Source organism: Streptomyces sp. NRRL F-525, from assembly GCF_000716605.1.
Classification (GTDB): Bacteria; Actinomycetota; Actinomycetes; order Streptomycetales; family Streptomycetaceae; genus Streptomyces.
Genome location: NZ_JNXE01000008.1, coordinates 44,131 through 61,043, shown reverse-complemented (window position 1 = coordinate 61,043; position 16,913 = coordinate 44,131). Strand labels below are relative to the sequence as shown.

Sequence of the window (16,913 nt, the reverse complement as noted above, 5' to 3'; positions counted from 1 at the left end):
CACACACTCATGCCCATCCCGCATACCGACGTCATGCCCGAAGCCGAGTTCGACACCCTGACCGTCTCCCGCACCGGCGGTCTCCCGCCGGCCGCCGACCTCCTCCAGCCCGTCGACGAGCTGCCCGAGTTCGCGTCGGAGCCCGACCTGGTCTGCCGCCGCGTACGCGACGAGCTGATGCTCGACGGCAACGCGCGCCTCAACCTCGCCACCTTCGTGACGACCTGGATGGAGCCGCAGGCAAGGGAGTTGATGGCGGAGACCGCCGAGAAGAACCTCGCCGACCGCGCCGAGTACCCGCAGATCACGGCGATGGAGGAGCGCTGCGTACGGATGCTCGCCCGGCTCTGGCACGCGCCGCACGCCGAGCAGGTCCGCGGCTGCTCGACCACCGGCTCCAGCGAGGCCGCCATGCTCGGCGGGCTCGCGCTCAAGCGCCGCTGGCAGGAACGCCGCCGCGCCCAGGGCAAGGACACCTCACGCCCGAACATCGTGATGGGCGCGAACGTCCAGGTGTGCTGGAAGAAGTTCGCCAACTACTTCGAGGTGGAGCCGCGTTACGTCCCGATGGAGCCGGGCCGCTACCACCTCACCGCCGACACCCTCACCGCCTACTGCGACGACAACACCATCGGCGTGGTGACGATCCTCGGGTCGACGTTCGACGGTTCCTACGAGCCCGTCGCCGACATCTGCATGGCCCTGGACGGCTACCAGGCCGCCACCGGCACCGACATCCCCGTGCATGTCGACGGCGCGTCCGGCGCGATGGTCGCCCCGTTCCTCGACCCGGGCCTGATGTGGGACTTCCAGCTCGAACGCGTCGCCTCCATCAACACCTCGGGGCACAAGTACGGCCACGTCTTCCCCGGCCTGGGCTGGGCGCTGTGGCGCAACGCCGAAGCCCTCCCCGACGACCTGGTGTTCGAGGTCGACTACCTCGGCGGCAGCTCCCCCAGCTTCACCCTCAACTTCTCCCGCCCGGGCGCGCATGTCGTCGCGCAGTACTACAGCTTCCTCCGCTACGGCGTCGAAGGGCTGCGCAATCTGGCGTCGCAGAGCCGCACCACGGCCCGTGCGCTCGCCGCGCGCATCGAGACCATCGCGCCCTACGAGTTGATCACCGACGGCTCCGAACTCCCGGCGTTCGCCTTCCGGTTGACGCCCGGCACGCAGGGCTTCACGGTGTTCGACGTCTCCCACGCGATGCGGGCGCGCGGCTGGCATCTGCCCGCCTACAGCTTCCCCGCGCCCTGCCAGGACGTCTCCGTCCTACGCCTCGTGGTGCGCACCGGGTTCACCGCCGAACTCGCGGGCATGTTCATCGCCGACCTCACCGAGGTCACCAGGAACCTCCACGAGACCCGCCCGACGCTCGCGCCACCGCACCAGCCGCTCGTCACCGCCTGACGACACGCCCCGGCTCTCCCGGCGGCCAACTCACCCTTCCCGGCGCCGAATTGAGCGTCGGGCGGCACGCGGTCCGCGGCGACACCCCTCAGTGGGTGTGGCGGCGGACCGCGTCCAACAGGTGGTCAATGTCGTCGGCGCTGTGCGAGAACGCGGTGACGAAGCGGACGATGCCCGGCTCCCACCGGTCGTGGTAGAAGGCGTAACCCTCCGCAAGGAGTCCTTCAGTGACCGGCTGGGGCAGGCGGCAGAAGAGGATGTTGGCCTGCGGGGTGGCCAACAGCCCAGCCCCGGCAATGGACTTGAGGCCGTCGCCGAGGCGGGTGGCCATCGCGTTGGCCTGGCGGGCGTTGCGCAGCCAGAGATCGTCGGCGAGGTAGGCGTCGATCTGGGCCGTGTTGAAGCGCATCTTGGAGGCGAGCTGGCCGGCGCGCTTCGCGCGGAAGGCGAGTTCACCGGCGAGCGCCGGGTCGAAGGAGACGATGGCGTCGGCGGTCATCGCACCGTTCTTGGTGGCGCCGAAGGACAGCACGTCGACGCCGGCCCTCCACGTCATCTCGGCCGGGGTGGCGCCGAGTTGGACCAGCGCGTTGGCGAAGCGCGCCCCGTCCATGTGGACCCGCAGGCCCGCGTCCTTGGCGATGGCGGACAGTTCGCGGATCTCCTCCAGGGTGTAGACGCTGCCGCTCTCGGTGGCCTGGCTGATGCTCACCGCGGACGGCTGCACACTGTGCACGTCACCGGCCCGCCGACGCACCGCCGCCCGCAGCGCGTCGGGGTCGATCTTGCTGTCGGCGCCCCGGACGCCGACGAGCTTGGCCCCGTTGGTGAAGAACTCCGGCGCGCCGCATTCGTCGGTGTTGATGTGGCTGTCCGGGTGGGAGAGCACGCTCCCCCACGGCGGGGTGAGGGCGGCCAGGCTCAGGCCGTTCGCGGCGGACCCGGTGGAGACGGGGAAGACATCGACGTCCCGCTCGAAGATCTCGCCGAGCCTGCGGCGGGCGCTGTCGGTGAACGGGTCGTTGCCGTACGGCAGGACCTGCCCGGCGGCCGCGTCGGCGACGGCGCGGGCTATCTCCGGGGACACTCCGGCCATGTTGTCGCTGATGAAGGCGCGGCTGGAGGGCGTGGTGGCGAAGGTGGAGGTGCTCATGAGCGGGGGTTCCTCGGTCTCAAGTACTGCTGAGGTCTTGGCTGTTGATGAGGTCCTGAGCTCTGCTGACGGTGTCTCAGGTGCTGATGGGAGAGGCGAAGACGACGGTGATGTCGACCTCCTCGGCGCCGGTCCGGTAGAAGTGCGGGGCGTCTCCGGCGAACGCGAGCATGTCGCCGGGGCCCAGGTCCTGCGGGGCGTCGACGGGACCGGCGGTGACGTGCCCGGTGGCGATGAGCAGGTGCTCGATCGTGCCGGTGGCGTGCGGGACGCCGGCCAACTCAGTCTCCGGCGGGATGCGCAGCCGCCAGATCTCCAGGCTGTTGCCGCTGCTGATCCGGCGTAGCAACTCCCGGGATACTTCCCCGGGTTCGATGTCCGTGCCCGGGCGGAAGACCGGCCCGGTGTCGGCATCGCGCGCGAGCAGGTCGGCGATCGGGATGCGCAGGGCGATGGCGATCGCGTCCAGGGTGTCGATCGTGGGATTGCCGTTCCCGGCCTCCAGCTGCGACAGGGTGGCCTTGCTCAGCCCGGCCCGTCGGGCCATCTCCGCGGCGCTCATCCCGCGCTGCTGACGGCGCAGCCGGATCTTCGCGCCGACCGCGGCCGCGGTACTGCTCACCGGACGGCGGCCGGACGGCGGGGGTGTCATCAACGGCTCCGGTGGGTCGCGGTGTAGGACACGCGGATACGGCCCTTCTTGACCTTCAGTGTCGGCAGCACCACGTCGGCCAGGTCCCCGAGGCCGCGCACATGCGTGCCACCGCACGGCGCGGAGTGCAGCCCACCGAGATGCACCACGCGCTGCCCGTCGGCGAAGTACCGCACGGTGACCGTCAGTTCATCGGCGACCGCGGCCGCCACCGCCGCGCGCAGCACGGCGGTCACAGCCTCCCGCCCGTCCGGGTCGGCCAGCCGCGCGTCCGCGTCCGGCGCCTGGAACTCGATCCGGGCCTGACCGGGAAAGTGGATGCTCCCGACCATCTCCCACCCCTGCGCCCGCCCGACCGCCTCGACGAGATGCCCGGCCGTGTGCAGCGCGGCATGCAGCATGCGGGCCTGAAGATCGATCCGCGCTCGCACCGGCTCCCCCACGCCGAGGCCCGAAAGATCGCCGCCGTCAGCCGCCGTAGCCACCACCAGCCCCGACTCCCGCTCCCGGACCGGCACGATCTCCGCATCCCCCAACCACCCGCGATCGGCGGGCTGCCCCCCGCCCTGCGGATGAAACAGACAGTGCTCCACGGCCGCCCAGGGCGCCCCGTCCGTCGTCTCGCCGACCGCGATCACCCGCGTGTCGACCTGCTCCAAGTAGGTGTCGTCGAGGTAGGCGCTGATCTGCCCGCCCACTCGAGAAGCCGCGATCGAATGAACCATGCGTTCACCATACCGAACTCCGGAAGCCAAGACGAACGTATCGTTCATTTTAATCAACACATCCGTCCGCGAGGCCAGAAATCGACGAATGCCCGAGAACACCCGCCCCACGGACCCGCCCCGACATCCGACGCGTCAGGAATCACGCCAATGTCGGTACCCGGCGCCTCCCGTCCAACAAGCGCACCAACACCCCCACGCGCCCCACACGTCCGCTGCACGCAGTGCACGTACGCGACCCGAGTGATCGCTTCACACTCCCGCCGCACCGCCGCCACACGAGAAACGCATTCAGCCGATCCACCGTGGGGCCCCGCCCCGTGGGGCAGACGGCCCGCGCGCGGCGCGCCTAGCCTCCCGGCTCATGCGATCACCACGTATGAGACGCCTGGGTCTCGCCACCGTCCTCGGTCTCCTCCTCGCCGTCTTCGGACTGGCCCCGAGTGCGAGCGCGGCGGACGCCGACCTGACCTTCGCCACCGACACCGCCACCACGACGCCCGGCGGCGCGGTGAAACTCTCGATGACGCTCACCAACAACAAGACCTACGACGTCCTGTTCGTCTACCAGACGATCGAGCCCACCTGGCTGACCACCCAGCGGCCGGACCTCAAGTACAGCTTCACCGACTGCGCGCTGACCACGGACACCGGCAGCACCCCGTGCACCGGCGTCGGGCCCACCGACCTCGGCCCGGACTACGGCGCCACCATCCCGCCCGGGCAGAGCCGGACCGTGACCCTGACCCTCCAGGTCGCCGCCGACTCGGGCTGCAACGGCAACATCGGCTTCTACTCGTACTACTACTCCGAGTTCAGCGACTCGACGAACGTCAGCGGTGGCCCGGTCTACACGCCGGAGACCCGCGTCCTCTGCGCCTGACATCCGACCGGTCCGTCGCCGTCGTCCCCAAGTACGCTCCTTCGCCCCGCCGGTCGCCCGACCGGCGGGGCGAAGCGCATCGCTCGTTTGCAAAGACGAATGACGCGAACCACATAAATAGGGCGAACTCCAGGCGGGTTACGATCGATTGGTAAGTAGGCACTCTTGAGTGCGTTGCGCTCCTGGCGGGAGAACCAGATGGCCACCAAGCAGAAGCAGGCACGCCCGGTCGAGCCGGGCACGTACGAGGCGTACATGCACGACTGCCCCGCGGTGGCCCTGCTCTCGACGATCAGCAACCGGTGGGTCAGCCTCACGATGTGCACCCTCGGGTCCTACGGCGGGCCGATGCGGTACAGCCACATCAGCCGCGAGATCCCGGGCGTCAGCCAGAAGATGCTCACCCAGACGCTGCGCATGCTCGAACGCGACGGCATGGTGAACCGGACGGTCACGCCGACCGTGCCGGTGCGCGTCGACTACGAATTGACCCCGCTCGGGCAGGGCCTGTACGGCCTGCTGTCCCAAGTGCGCGACTGGGCCGCCGAGAAGACCGACGAGGTCGACGAGGCGCGCGGACGCTACGACGCCCGGCAGACCGACCAGTGACGGCGGGCGACAGACGACAGCCCGGCCCACCCGGCGGGCCGTAACGCACCTTAAAGTGCCTACTTACTAATCGATCGTTACCCGCCTAGCGTTTGTGGTGTTCGGATACGCAAACGGAATGGCGGACGTCATGCGCGCTGTAGTCGTCAAGAAGATCGGTGGACCCGAGGCCGTCGAGGTCGTGGAGGTCCCCCTCCCGGAGCCGGGCCCCTTCGAGATCCGCGTCAAGGTCGCGGCCGCCGCGCTCAATCCCGCCGACGCCGCTGTGTGGGGCGGGTTCTTCGGTCCGATGGACGACGTCGAATACACAGGGCTCGGCCTGGACGCCGCCGGGACGATCGACGCGGTCGGTACGGGTGTCCTCCTCGATGTCGGAACGCCGGTCATCGTGTTCCACTCCCCAGTACTGCGCCCCACCAAGGCCCAGGCCGAGTACCTGGTGACCGACCTGAACTCCATCGCCCCCGCCCCCGAGGGCATGGACCTGACGCTCGCGGCGACGATCCCCCTCAACGCGATGACCGCCTCGATGGCCCTGGACCACCTCCCGCTGCGCCCTCGCGGCACTCTGCTCATCACGGGCGCCGCCGGGGCCGTGGGCGGCTACGCCGTCGAGTTGGCGCGGACGCGGGGCGTGCGGATCGTCGCGCAGGGGCGGCCCGAGGACGAGGAGTTCCTGCGCGAGCGCGGCGCCACCTGGTTCGTGTCGCGGGACGAGCAACTGAGCGACGCGGTACGCCGGTTCATGCCGGACGGCGTGGACGGCGTCCTCGACGCGGCGGCCCTGGGCGCACCCGCACTGGCGGCCGTCCGCGACGGCGGCACCTTCGTGAGCGTGCGGGTCGACGTACTGCCGACGCCGGAGCGGGGCGTGACCGTACACAACACCATGGCAGGCCCCGAACCCACCCGCCTCGCCCACCTCTCCGCCCTCGCCGAAGTCGGCGTCCTCACGCCGCGCGTGGCCCAGACCTACCCCCTGTCCCAAGCACCCGAAGCCCACGCCCAACTCGCCCGGGGCGGCCGGCGCGGCCGGATCGTCCTGGTGCCGTAGCCCCGGGACCGCCCTGCGACAACGGAAGGAGCCGGTCACCTTCGACGCGGCGACAGCTTCCTCCGCGGAAGTGGAGGAAGCTTCTCCATGTCCATTGACGTTTTTTTACGACGGTGACAGGATCGCTACATGGAACCTGAGATGCCGTCCGTTCCCAAGCTCCCCGTGCCTGCGGCCAGCACCATCGCCCCGCCGGACCTCGCCGACAGCACCTTGCTGGATGTCGGCGCGAGTCCGCAGATGGCCCTTGGCACGGTCGAGATCGAAAGCCACCCGGACGTCACGTTCAGCAGCGTGGGACTGCCCAACGGGGAGTCGCGCGATCTGAAAGCCGACATTCTTCGGCCGGCGACGGGAGACCGGCTTCCGCTGGTCCTCTTCCTTCCCGGTGGTGCGTTCCTGCGCTGCAACAAGGCGATGGCGTTCGACGTGCGTCGTCACGTCGCCGAATCGGGCTTTGTCGTCGCCAGTGTCGAATACCGCGTCGCGCCGGACGGTGGCACCTACCTGGATTCCATCCACGATGTACGAGCCGCCTTCTCCCATCTGCGGCAGCACGCGGACGACTTCGGTATCGACCCGCGTGCGGTCGCCCTCTGGGGAGAGTCAGCCGGTGGTCATGTGGCGGCACTGACGGGTGTCACGAATGACTCATCAACAGGCCCCGTGCAAGCCGTGGTTGACGCCTTCGGCACCTCCCTGCTCTCGGCGATCGCCGACGACTTCGACGAGGCGGCGCGACTCCACTACGAGCGCACGGCCACGCATTTCTCGGCCTACGTCGGCAAGGCGGGCGCGCTGTTCTCGGACATCCCCGAGGCGGTGAGCGCCGCGGATCCCGCGACCTGTGTGACGGCTTCGGCGCCGCCCTTCCTTCTCCTCCACGGCAGTGACGACATGCTCGTCTCCTCCTCCCAAACGCAGCACGTGCACCAGGCTCTTCTCGCCGCCGGCGCGGACAGCACGCGCTATGTCGTGGCCGGGGCAAATCACGGAGACTTCGGAGTCCTCCCGGATTCGGACGCCGCCCTTGCCTGGTCGTCCGCGACCGTCATGGACATCATCACCGCGTTCCTGCACCGCCATCTCGACAGCGCCGACCTGCCGAAGTGAGCGAATTCCCTCAGCGGGTCTGCTCGCCTCCCGCGAACATGTCGAGCAGGCTCCGCGGCGCGTTGTCACCGAAGAGCGCCTCGTTGAGGTCGGCGCCGTCGACCGCAGCCGCGGCGCTGCGGGGGAAGAGGAGCCGCTCGTATGCGGCGAGCGCGGCTTCGGGGTCGTCGGGGTGGGCGGCGAGGGCCTTGCCGAGTTCGGCGCCGTCGTACATGGCCAGGTTGGCACCTTCGCCGTTCGGGGCCGAGAGGTGGGCCGCGTCGCCGAGCAGGGTCACGCCGGGCACGCGGTCCCAGCGGTGCGAGATGGGGAGCGCGTAGAGGGGTCGTAGGACCAGCGGGGTGTCGCTGTCGGTGATCAGGGCGGTGAGTTCGGGGGCCCAGCCGTCGAATTCCCGCGTGATCCGCTGGGCCGCCGTGGCGGAATCGGTGAAGTCGATGCCGGCGAACCAGTCCCGCGGCCTGGACAGCGCCACGTAGGTGTGGAGGGTGCCGCCGCTCTCGCGGTGTGCCTGGATGCCCTTGCCCGGCGCGAGCGCGAACAAGGACCCGCCGCCGACCGCTTTCGCGACCGCGGGGTGGCGGTTGTCGGCGTCGTACAGGTAGGTCTCGACGTACGACTTTCCGGTGTATTCGGGTGCCGCGTCGGACAGCAGCGGCCGGACCCGTGACCATGCGCCGTCCGCGCCGACCAGCACGCTGGTGATGGCAGTGGTGCCGTCGGCGAAGGTCACCTCGTGGCGGCCCTCGCCGAGCGCGCGGACGGCGGTGACCTTGTGTCCCCACCGGACGGTGCCGGCCGGGAGCGAGTCGAGGAGGATCCGGCGCAGTTCGCCGCGCAGCACCTCGGGGCGTCCCCGCGCGCTGTCGTCGTCGAACAGGACGGTCCCGTCCGGGGCGAGGACCCGTGTCGCCTCGCGGCCCTCCAGTACGAGGCCGCGGAACTCCTCGGTCAGGCCTGCCGCGGCGAGGGCCGGCTGGCCGTTGTCCTCGTGGATGTCGAGCATCCCGCCCTGGGCACGCGCGGTCGGGGCGGGCTCGCCCTCGTAGACCGTGGCCGGGATGCCGTGGACGTGCAGGACGCGGGCGAGCGTGAGGCCGCCGAGTCCGGCGCCGATGATCGTGATGTGGGTGTTCATGGTGATCCTCCTTCGGGATCCGGACGGCCGTCCGGTGATCCGGCCGACCTCTCTGGAATGTCGTTCCATTGTTGGAACGGCGCTCCAGATATGTCAAGATGGCCGCATGGCAGCGCGGAGTGGCAGGTCACAGCGGCGTACGGAGGCTCTCTCCCGTGAGCGCATCGTCGAGGCCGCCGTCGAGCTGCTCGACGCGGTCGGCGAGGACGGGCTGACGTTCCGGACGCTGACCGAGCGCCTGGCCACCGGGCCCGGGGCGATCTACTGGCATGTGGCGAACAAGGGCGAGCTGCTCGGCGCCGCCACCGACGCCGTCGTCGCCGCGGCCCTGGCCGTCGAGCCCGCCGGGTCCCCGGACACGCCGCAGGACGGGATCCGCGCCGTCGCGCTCGGGCTGTTCGAGGCGATCGAGGAACACCCGTGGCTCGCCACACAGCTCGCGACGCAGATCTCCCACAGTCCGTGGGGGCCGGTGGCGCCGCGGCTCTTCGAGAACATCGGCCGGCAGGTCCGCGCGCTGGGTGTGCCCGAGGCCGGTTGGTTCACCTCGACCTCGGCGTTGATGCACTACATCCTCGGCGCTGCCGGGCAGAACGCCGCGAACACCGCCAGCGCCAGCGCCAGCGCCAGCACGCTTGGACCCGACGTTGACCGCGCCCGGTTCCTCGACGCCGTATCGACGGCCTGGGAGGAACTCGACCCCGACGACTACCCGTTCACCCGGGCCGTGGCCAGCCAGGTGCGCGGGCACGACGACCGCGAGCAGTTCCTCGCCGGCATCGATCTCGTCCTCGCGGGCGTCACCACTCTCCACCCGATGAACGGTTAGATCTACCGACAGCCTCGGCCATCACCCCCCAGGGCACGGTCGTCACGCCGCCCGCCGAAGTGTCGCCCTGAAAAAAGTCCTCGTTCATCCGGTTGTTCCCGAACCCCACCGGCACCCCTGCCTATCGTGCGCCGGAACAGAGCGTTCCGCCCCCGAACCAGAATGCCCGGAGCAACCACCATGCCCAGCCGGACCCTTGGCCGTTCCCTCGCCGCCTCACCTCAGTCCAAGCGACTCCCCAGGTCCGCCCGGAGCGCCGCCGCGCTGCTGTGCGCCGCCACCCTCACCATGGCCGCCTCCGCCTGCTCCTCGTCGTCCTCCTCGTCCGCGTCAGTCGGCGGAGCCGCCGCCCACCACCTCACCGCCTACGTCAGCGGTGACACGAACATCCAGAAGTTGTGGGAGGACATCGTTGTCCCGGCCTTCGAGAAGGCCAATCCCGGTTACCAGGTCAAGGTCGTCTTCTCCGCGCACGGCACCGCCGACGCGACCACGCTCGCCAAGCTCCAGGCCGCCGCGAAGACCGGCCGCGACCCCGGTTACGACCTCATGGAGTCGTCCGTCACCCTCAACGCGGCCACCGCCGGTCTGCTCACCAAGGTGTCGGCGAAGAACGTGCCGGGCCTCAAGGACGTCGACTCCGCCCTGCTCGGCCCGGTGGCCAACTCGGCTGTCCCGTACCGCGGTTCATCGGTCGTGCTGGCGTACGACGCGACGAAGGTGAAGACGCCGCCGAAGACGTACGACAGCCTGATCTCCTGGATCAAGGCCAACCCGGGCAAGTTCGCGTACAACAGCCCGGCCACCGGCGGCTCCGGGGGTTCGTTCGTCGAGACGACGCTCGACCGGCACCTCGACGCGAAGACGCTGAAGACCTTCCAGGACGGCTACGACGCCTCCCTCGAGTCCAAGTGGGAACCCGGGTTCAAGGAGTTGAAGGCCCTGAACAAGGACGTCTACGGCAAGGGCGTCTACCCCAACGGCAATCAGGCCGTGCTCGACCTGCTCGCCAAGGGGCAGATCGAGCTGGCCCCGGTCTGGTCGGACCAGTACCTGTCGGGCATCCAGAACCACACCCTGAACTCCGGCATCAAGTTCACCCAGATATCGGACCCGACGTTCACCGGCGGCGCCTCCTACCTCGGCATCCTCAAGGCGAGCAAGAAGCAGCAAGCCGCCCTGAAGCTGGCCGACTTCTTCCTCCAGGCGCAGCAACAGGACGCGATTGTCAAGCAGTTGGGCGCCTACCCGGTCATCCCGGCGAGCAAGCTGCCCGCGGCGACGGCCGCCCGGTTCAACGGCGTCGACGTCGGCAACCTGCGCGCCGGCTACTCCGGCCAGACAAGCAGCGACATGAACAACCTGTGGCAGCAGAAGGTGCCCGGTCAGTGAGCGGGACGAGTACTACGGGTACTACGGCGGGGGCGGCGGACGGTGCGAGTGCGCGCCGCCGCCGTTCCCCGGACGGGGCCAGAACCGGAGCCGTCGGCACCCTCATGGTGCTGCCGCCCCTCCTTGTGGTCGCCCTCTTCGTCGGCATCCCGGTGATCTCCGGAGTCCTGTACACCCTCGGCCACTTCGGCGGCCTGAACTCCGTCATCGCCTCCATCGGTCTGCACCAGCACCCGGCCGACCACTGGTGGGGCACCCTCGGCGCCTACCGCGAGGTCCTCACCAGCGACACCTTCCTGCGCAGCCTGACCGTCACCGTCGAGGTGACGCTGGTGAGCGTGGTGGCCGTCTTCGCGCTCGGGCTCGCCGTGGCGCTGTACGCCCGGCTGTCCGGCGGCCGAACCGCCCGCCTGGTCACCGCACTTGCGGTGACTCCGCTCTTCCTGCCCGCGGTCATCGGCTCGTACGCGATCCTGACCTTCTACGCCGGTGACGGCGCCCTCACCACCATGGCGCACGCGCTGGGCTGGTCCTCCGCGCCTCGGCTGAGCTACACGACCTGGGGCGTGATCGTCGGCCAGGTGTGGACCAACCTCCCTTTCGCCGTACTGGTGTTGACCTCGGGACTGGCCGCCGTACCGGACGCGCTGATCGAGGCCGCCCGTGACGCCGGGGCGCGCCCCGCGCAGGTCGTGCTGCGTGTCCTGTTGCCGATGACAAGTGTGCCCGCGGTCATCACGGCCACGTTCACGACCATCGCGGTGCTCGGCAGTTTCACCGTGCCGTATCTGGTCGGACCGACCGCGCCGACCATGCTCGGGGTCCAACTCGCCAACGCCTTCCAGTCGTTCAACCAGCCCCAGCAGTCCCTGGTGATGGCCGTCGTCGTCTTCGCGCTCGCCTCGGTGGTGGGCGTGGCGTACGTCCGGTCCAACGTCCGCGAGGCCCGGCGCGCCGCGTCGGTGACGCGGTGAAGGGGCAGCACATGACCGTCGTCCGTCGCGCGGGCGGTGCCGTACTGGCCGCGCTGCTCGCCCTGTTCATCCTCGGCCCGTTGCTGTGGCTGCTCCCCCACGCCTTCGCCGACACCTGGCGCTACCCCGATCTGCTCCCGCGGGGCTGGACCCTGCGCTGGTGGTCGACGGTCGCCGACAATCCGGACCTGGTGGCGGCGGTGCGCTGGAGCTTCGTGTTCGCACCGGTGGTGACGCTGCTCTCGGCGGTGATCTGCCTGCCCGCCGCGTACGCCTTCGCCCGCCGCGACTTCCCCGGGCGCCGGTTCTTCCTGGTGGCGCTGTTCTCCGTCAACGCGTTCCCGAAGATCGGGCTGTACGCGGCGATGGCCTCCCTCTTCTACACCCTGAACCTGATGACGACGTTCTGGGGCGTGGTCGTCGTGCAGCTGCTGGGCACGGTCGTCTTCATGACCTGGCTGCCCGCGGCGGCGTTCGCCGCGGTGCCGCGCAGTCTGGAGGAGGCCGCCCGGGACGCGGGCGCCGGTCCGCTGACCGTCTTCTGGCGGGTCACCCTGCCGCTCGCCCGCCCCGGCATCCTGGTGGCGCTGATCATGTCCTTCCTGGCCGCGTTCGACGAGGCCCAGGGCACCCTGCTGGTCGGCGCGCCCACGTACACCACCATGCCCACCGCGATGTACAGCATGGTCACCAACTACCCCGAGGGTGTCGCCGCGGTCTTCTCCCTCCTGCTGTCCGTGCCGTCCGTCCTGCTGATGCTCGGCGTACGGCGGCACATCATGGGCGGCCATCTCGCGGAAGGGTTCCAACTGCGGTGACCAGCACCACCGTTCACACGGCCACCGCCGGACTCGTACTGTCCGGCCTCACCAAGACCCTCGGCGGCAGAACGGTCGTCTCCGGCCTTGACCTGCACGTCGAACCCGGCGAGATGGTCTGCCTGTTGGGACCCTCGGGCTGCGGCAAGACCACGACCCTGCGGATGGCGGCCGGGTTCCTGACCCCGGACTCCGGCCGGGTCGAGATCGGCGGCACGGACTACGCCGCCGTACCGCCCGAGCGCCGCCCCACCGCGATGGTGTTCCAGAACTACGCCCTGTGGCCGCACATGACGGTCCGCCAGAACATCGGCTTCGGCCTGAAGATGCACAAGGTGCCGCGCGCCGAGGCCGACCGCCGGGTCGCCGAGGCGCTGGAACTGGTCGGCCTCACCCACCACGCCGACAGCCGCCCGGCGCACATCTCGGGCGGCGAACAGCAACGCACCGCGCTGGCACGGGCGTTGGCCCTGCGCCCCCAACTCCTCCTGCTGGACGAGCCGTTGTCCAACCTGGACGCCAAGCTCCGCGAACGGGTCCGCGAGGAGATCCGGGACATCCAGCAACGCCTCGGCATCACCACCCTGTTCGTCACCCACGACCAGGACGAGGCGCTCAGCATCGCCGACCGCATCGCGGTGATGAACGGCGGCCGCATCGAGCAGTACGCGTCCCCGGACGACCTGTACCGCACCCCGGCCACGCTGTTCACCGCCGAGTTCGTCGGCAGCCTCAACCGTCTCGACGACGCCTTCGCCGCGCCAGGCACGGTACGGCTCGGCCACGTCACCCTGCCGTGCGCGGAGTTGACCGGCCCGGCGGGATCGGGCCTGACGGTCGGCATCCGCCCGGAGGAGGTCCGCCTCGACGGCACCTCCGAAGGCGCCGCCGCCCGGGTCGAGAAGGTGCTCCCCCGCGGCCACTTCACCGAGGTGGTCGTGGAGTTGGAGGGCGGCCCGCGTCTGCGCTCGTACGTCTCCGGCGCTACGGCCCCGGCGCGCGGCGAGGTCGTAAGGGTGCGGGTCGGCCAGGCCCTGTCGTACGCGACCGCCCCAGCCGTAGAAGCAGAAGCGGAGGCGGCATGAGGGCGGGACGTCCGCTGGCTGTGGCGCACCGGGGTGACCCCCCGGGCCGCGGTGGAGAACACCCTGGAGGCCGTGCGGCTGGCGGCGGGCGCGGGTGCCTCGGCGATCGAGGTGGATCTGCGCCGCACGGCGGACGGGGTCGTCGTACTGCATCATGACGACGACCTGCGGCGTCTGTGGGGGCGTCCGGAGTCGGTCGCGGCCCTGACGCTGGCCGAGTTGCGGGACATCGCTCCGGCCGTCCCGACCTTGCGTGAGGCGCTGGAAGCCGCCGCCGACGGGGTGCCGCTGCTCCTGGACACCGGGGACCCGGTGGTCGCGGCGGCGGCACACGCGGAACTCGGGCGTCTCGGAGCGGTCGCCCTGTTCTGCGGCGCGGCGGAGGCGATGGCGGCGGTGCGGGCACGGGACGAGCGGATCACGCTGTTCCTCAGTTGGTACGGCGAACTTCCGCCGCCCGAGGGTGTGTTGGCGGCCGTACGCCCGCAGTATTTCAATCCCGAGCACCGGTTCCTGAGCGAGGAGTCGGTGGCGTACTGGCATGCGCGGGACGTGCTGGTGAGCTGCTGGACGGTGGACGACGCGGACCGGCGCGGCGAACTGCTCGCCTGGGGTGTGGACGCGATCATTAGCAACGACCTGAACGGGGTGGTGAAGAGCTGTGCCGAACGGACATGACCTGGACGGTGCTCTGCGGGTGGCCGTGGAGTTGGCCGAGTGGGCGACGGAGGCGATCCGCAGCGGGAACCGGGGAGGTGCGGGGCCGGTCCGGGAAAAGGCGAGCCCGGCCGACATCGTCACCGACACGGACGAGGCGGTGGAACGGCACGTACGGGCGGTGCTGCGGCGGGAGTTCCCCGACTGGGGCATCGACGGCGAGGAGTACGGCGCGGAGGACGGGACGTCGGACGACGCACCGCACTGGGTGATCGACCCCGTGGACGGAACCACCAACTACGCCCACGGGCTTGGCTGGTGCTCCTTCTCCCTGGGCCTCGCGGAGCCGGACGGCTCCCCGCTGCTGGGCCTGGTGGCGGACCCGTGGCGGGGCGAGGTCTTCACGGCGGTGCGGGGAAAGGGCGCGCACCTGAACGGCACGTCGATCCACGCGGCAGATCACACCACGCTCACGGGCCATGTGTTCCTGACGGAGTGGGCGGCGCACGCGCACTGGCCGGGCCTGGACGCGCTGCTCGCGAAACTGGCCGACCGGCACTGCACGGCACGCGTCATGGGTTCGACCGCGCTGTCGTTGGTCCAGGTGGCGGCGGGCCGCGCGACGGCAGCCGCGATCGGCGAGTTCCACCCGGTGGACGGCCTGCCCGCCCTGCTCATCGCGACCGAGGCGGGTGCGGTGGCGATGCCTCAACTCCCTTCCTATGGCGAGCCGTTGCTGCTCGTGGCACCGGAGGCGGCGGCGGAGGCCGGGGAGTTGTGGCGTTCGACGGTCAAGGCCTAGCCGATCGACGGGTGGTCACCCGCCGCCGGTGCCCCTACGCCAGGGGCATCACCTTGCGGTAGGTGACCACCGCGGCCGCCGCGACCGCCACGTGCATCAGGAGCAGCGCCCCGACACCGGTGGCGCCCCCGTCGCCGTAGAGCAGGAAGTCGGGGACGAAGGACACCACGACGAGGGTCGGTACCAGCCAACGCACCAGCGCCTGGGGGTCCTTCGAGACCTTGCGCAGGATGGCCCAGCCGAGGGCGCCGGCGACTATTCCGACCGTCGTCAGGAAGATGTACGACGGTGCCTTCAGGGGCTGGAAGTCGTCGGGCGCACCGGCGGCCAGGGCGAGTTGGGCGATCACGGTGTCGGCCGCGGCGGCGACCACGATCGCGGCGAGGACACCTCCCGCGACGACGAGCGGGCCACGGCGGACGGCGACGGCATCAGAGGCAAGTGACATGACAACTCCAGGGAGGGAGATTCCGGGCGGAGCCCAAGGCACCCCGAGACGGATCGGATCGTTTGAACTCTCAAACGATAGTCTGACTGAGTCCGTTTGAAACTTCAAGCGCGCCCGCCCGGTGGTACCCGTCACGGCACTCCCGGTGTCCAGGTCGATCATGTCCGTGGGTGAACGCACGCCGCCCGGCTCGCGGGGCGGGGCCGGGATCCGTCATCGTTCAGTGAAGTGAACCGCAATGGCAGTGGCATGGGGACGGAGTGACGGGCATGTACAACCTGCGCCGCCTGGAGGTGCTGCGGGAGCTGAAGTACCGCGGCACGCTGGCCGCCGTCGCGACGGCGATGTCGTACAGCCCCTCGGCCGTCTCCCAGCAGCTGACCCTCCTGGAGTCGGAGGTCGGCGCACCGCTGCTGGAGCGGGAGGGGCGCGGGGTCCGGCTGACACCGCAGGCCGAGATCCTCGTCGCCCGCACGGAGAAGGCCCTACGGGAACTGGAGCGCGCCGAGACGGAGATCGCGGCCTCGCTGCGGGAGGTGTCCGGGACGCTCAGGGTCGCCGCCTTCCAGACCGCGATGCTCGCGCTGCTGCCCGCCGCGCTGACCTGGCTGCGCGAGCACCATCCCCGGGTGCGGGTGGAGGCCACGCAGGCCGAGCCGGACACCTCGCTACCCGGGCTGCTCACCCGGGATTTCGACCTCGTGATCGACGAGACGTTCCCCGGCCACCCGCGACCGGCCCGCGCCTCGGAGGTCGAGCACCATCACCTGTACGAGGACGCCATGCGGCTCGCCACCCCCACACCCGTGGCGTCCGTGGCCGAACTGGCCAAGCACCCCTGGGTGATGGAGCCCGCCGGCACCCCCGCCCGCGCATGGGCGACCTCCGTGTGCCACGCGGCGGGCTTCGAGCCGGACGTCGCCTTTGTCTCCGCGGACATGCTGGCCCACGCACGGCTGGTCGAGCAGGGGCATGCGGTGGCCTTCCTGCCCGACATGCTGTGGTTCGACCGCACGCCCCGGCTGGCGCTCGACACCTCCGCCGTCCACGTCCGCACCGTGCTCGCGACTGTGCGCGCCGGTGCCGGGGAGCATCCCCTGGTCCGGACGTTCCTGGCCGCGCTCGGGCACGCGATCGGCAGGCTGCCCGCGCGCACGGAGTGACCGCTCCA

General features: G+C 70.3%; 18 protein-coding genes. 13 read left to right on the top strand and 5 right to left on the bottom strand.

Annotated elements, in window-relative coordinates; translation table 11 throughout:
* Positions 1 to 9 precede the first annotated feature (9 nt).
* The gene (locus OO69_RS14130) at positions 10 to 1,410 is read left to right on the top strand and encodes a glutamate decarboxylase (RefSeq protein ID WP_033280948.1); all 1,401 of its coding nucleotides are present in this window, start codon (positions 10 to 12) and stop codon (positions 1,408 to 1,410) included.
* An 88-nt stretch (positions 1,411 to 1,498) separates the two neighbouring features.
* On the opposite strand, the gene OO69_RS14125 is transcribed toward OO69_RS14130, so the two are convergent.
* The 3 genes from OO69_RS14125 to OO69_RS14115 all read right to left on the bottom strand — a co-directional run bounded on the left by OO69_RS14125 (position 1,499) and on the right by OO69_RS14115 (position 3,940).
* Positions 1,499 to 2,563: a threonine aldolase family protein gene (locus OO69_RS14125; RefSeq protein WP_033280947.1), complete on the bottom strand. Its 1,065-nt coding sequence runs from the start codon at positions 2,561 to 2,563 to the stop codon at positions 1,499 to 1,501.
* Between the two features lie 76 nt (positions 2,564 to 2,639).
* Positions 2,640 to 3,215 (bottom strand): helix-turn-helix domain-containing protein, encoded by a 576-nt coding sequence (locus OO69_RS14120; RefSeq protein WP_033280946.1) that lies wholly within the window; start codon positions 3,213 to 3,215, stop codon positions 2,640 to 2,642.
* Positions 3,215 to 3,940, bottom strand: a complete 726-nt coding sequence (locus tag OO69_RS14115) for a metal-dependent hydrolase (protein ID WP_033280945.1) — start codon at positions 3,938 to 3,940, stop codon at positions 3,215 to 3,217. Before OO69_RS14115 ends, OO69_RS14120 begins: the two co-directional genes overlap by 1 nt.
* A 379-nt stretch (positions 3,941 to 4,319) precedes the next feature.
* Between OO69_RS14115 and OO69_RS14110 the strand changes: the two genes are divergently transcribed.
* The 4 genes from OO69_RS14110 to OO69_RS14095 all read left to right on the top strand — a co-directional run bounded on the left by OO69_RS14110 (position 4,320) and on the right by OO69_RS14095 (position 7,599).
* Positions 4,320 to 4,823, top strand: coding sequence for a hypothetical protein (locus tag OO69_RS14110; protein WP_078652423.1), 504 nt, complete (start codon positions 4,320 to 4,322; stop codon positions 4,821 to 4,823).
* A 198-nt stretch (positions 4,824 to 5,021) separates the two neighbouring features.
* Entirely contained in the window at positions 5,022 to 5,432 is a 411-nt protein-coding gene (locus OO69_RS14105) for a winged helix-turn-helix transcriptional regulator (RefSeq protein ID WP_033280943.1), read from the top strand.
* 130 nt (positions 5,433 to 5,562) lie between these two features.
* Positions 5,563 to 6,486, top strand: a complete 924-nt coding sequence (locus OO69_RS14100; RefSeq protein ID WP_033281119.1) for a zinc-binding dehydrogenase — start codon at positions 5,563 to 5,565, stop codon at positions 6,484 to 6,486.
* 129 nt (positions 6,487 to 6,615) lie between these two features.
* Positions 6,616 to 7,599 (top strand): alpha/beta hydrolase, encoded by a 984-nt coding sequence (locus OO69_RS14095; protein ID WP_051800998.1) that lies wholly within the window; start codon positions 6,616 to 6,618, stop codon positions 7,597 to 7,599.
* A gap of 10 nt (positions 7,600 to 7,609) precedes the next feature.
* Here OO69_RS14095 and OO69_RS14090 read toward each other — a convergent pair whose 3' ends face one another.
* Complete coding sequence (locus OO69_RS14090; RefSeq protein WP_033280942.1) at positions 7,610 to 8,737, bottom strand: FAD-dependent oxidoreductase; 1,128 nt, start codon at positions 8,735 to 8,737, stop codon at positions 7,610 to 7,612.
* A gap of 106 nt (positions 8,738 to 8,843) precedes the next feature.
* Here OO69_RS14090 and OO69_RS14085 point away from each other — a divergent pair, with 106 nt between their 5' ends.
* The 7 genes from OO69_RS14085 to OO69_RS14055 all read left to right on the top strand — a co-directional run bounded on the left by OO69_RS14085 (position 8,844) and on the right by OO69_RS14055 (position 15,294).
* Complete coding sequence (locus OO69_RS14085) at positions 8,844 to 9,566, top strand: TetR/AcrR family transcriptional regulator (RefSeq protein ID WP_033280941.1); 723 nt, start codon at positions 8,844 to 8,846, stop codon at positions 9,564 to 9,566.
* 180 nt (positions 9,567 to 9,746) lie between these two features.
* Positions 9,747 to 10,958 (top strand): extracellular solute-binding protein, encoded by a 1,212-nt coding sequence (locus tag OO69_RS14080; RefSeq protein ID WP_051800997.1) that lies wholly within the window; start codon positions 9,747 to 9,749, stop codon positions 10,956 to 10,958.
* Positions 10,955 to 11,932 (top strand): ABC transporter permease, encoded by a 978-nt coding sequence (locus tag OO69_RS14075; RefSeq protein ID WP_033280940.1) that lies wholly within the window; start codon positions 10,955 to 10,957, stop codon positions 11,930 to 11,932. The genes OO69_RS14080 and OO69_RS14075 overlap by 4 nt, the downstream gene beginning before the upstream one ends.
* Positions 11,933 to 11,943: 11 nt before the next feature.
* Positions 11,944 to 12,750, top strand: coding sequence for an ABC transporter permease (locus OO69_RS14070; protein ID WP_033280939.1), 807 nt, complete (start codon positions 11,944 to 11,946; stop codon positions 12,748 to 12,750).
* Complete coding sequence (locus OO69_RS14065) at positions 12,747 to 13,835, top strand: ABC transporter ATP-binding protein (protein ID WP_051800996.1); 1,089 nt, start codon at positions 12,747 to 12,749, stop codon at positions 13,833 to 13,835. The genes OO69_RS14070 and OO69_RS14065 overlap by 4 nt, the downstream gene beginning before the upstream one ends.
* Before the next feature lie 33 nt (positions 13,836 to 13,868).
* Entirely contained in the window at positions 13,869 to 14,513 is a 645-nt protein-coding gene (locus tag OO69_RS48825; protein WP_051800995.1) for a glycerophosphodiester phosphodiesterase, read from the top strand.
* Positions 14,497 to 15,294: an inositol monophosphatase family protein gene (locus tag OO69_RS14055; RefSeq protein ID WP_033280938.1), complete on the top strand. Its 798-nt coding sequence runs from the start codon at positions 14,497 to 14,499 to the stop codon at positions 15,292 to 15,294. The genes OO69_RS48825 and OO69_RS14055 overlap by 17 nt, the downstream gene beginning before the upstream one ends.
* A 34-nt stretch (positions 15,295 to 15,328) precedes the next feature.
* Here OO69_RS14055 and OO69_RS14050 read toward each other — a convergent pair whose 3' ends face one another.
* Positions 15,329 to 15,742: a DUF6069 family protein gene (locus OO69_RS14050; protein WP_033280937.1), complete on the bottom strand. Its 414-nt coding sequence runs from the start codon at positions 15,740 to 15,742 to the stop codon at positions 15,329 to 15,331.
* Between the two features lie 269 nt (positions 15,743 to 16,011).
* On the opposite strand from OO69_RS14050, the gene OO69_RS14045 reads away from it, so the two are divergent.
* Positions 16,012 to 16,905, top strand: a complete 894-nt coding sequence (locus OO69_RS14045; protein WP_033280936.1) for a LysR family transcriptional regulator — start codon at positions 16,012 to 16,014, stop codon at positions 16,903 to 16,905.
* Positions 16,906 to 16,913 lie beyond the last annotated feature (8 nt).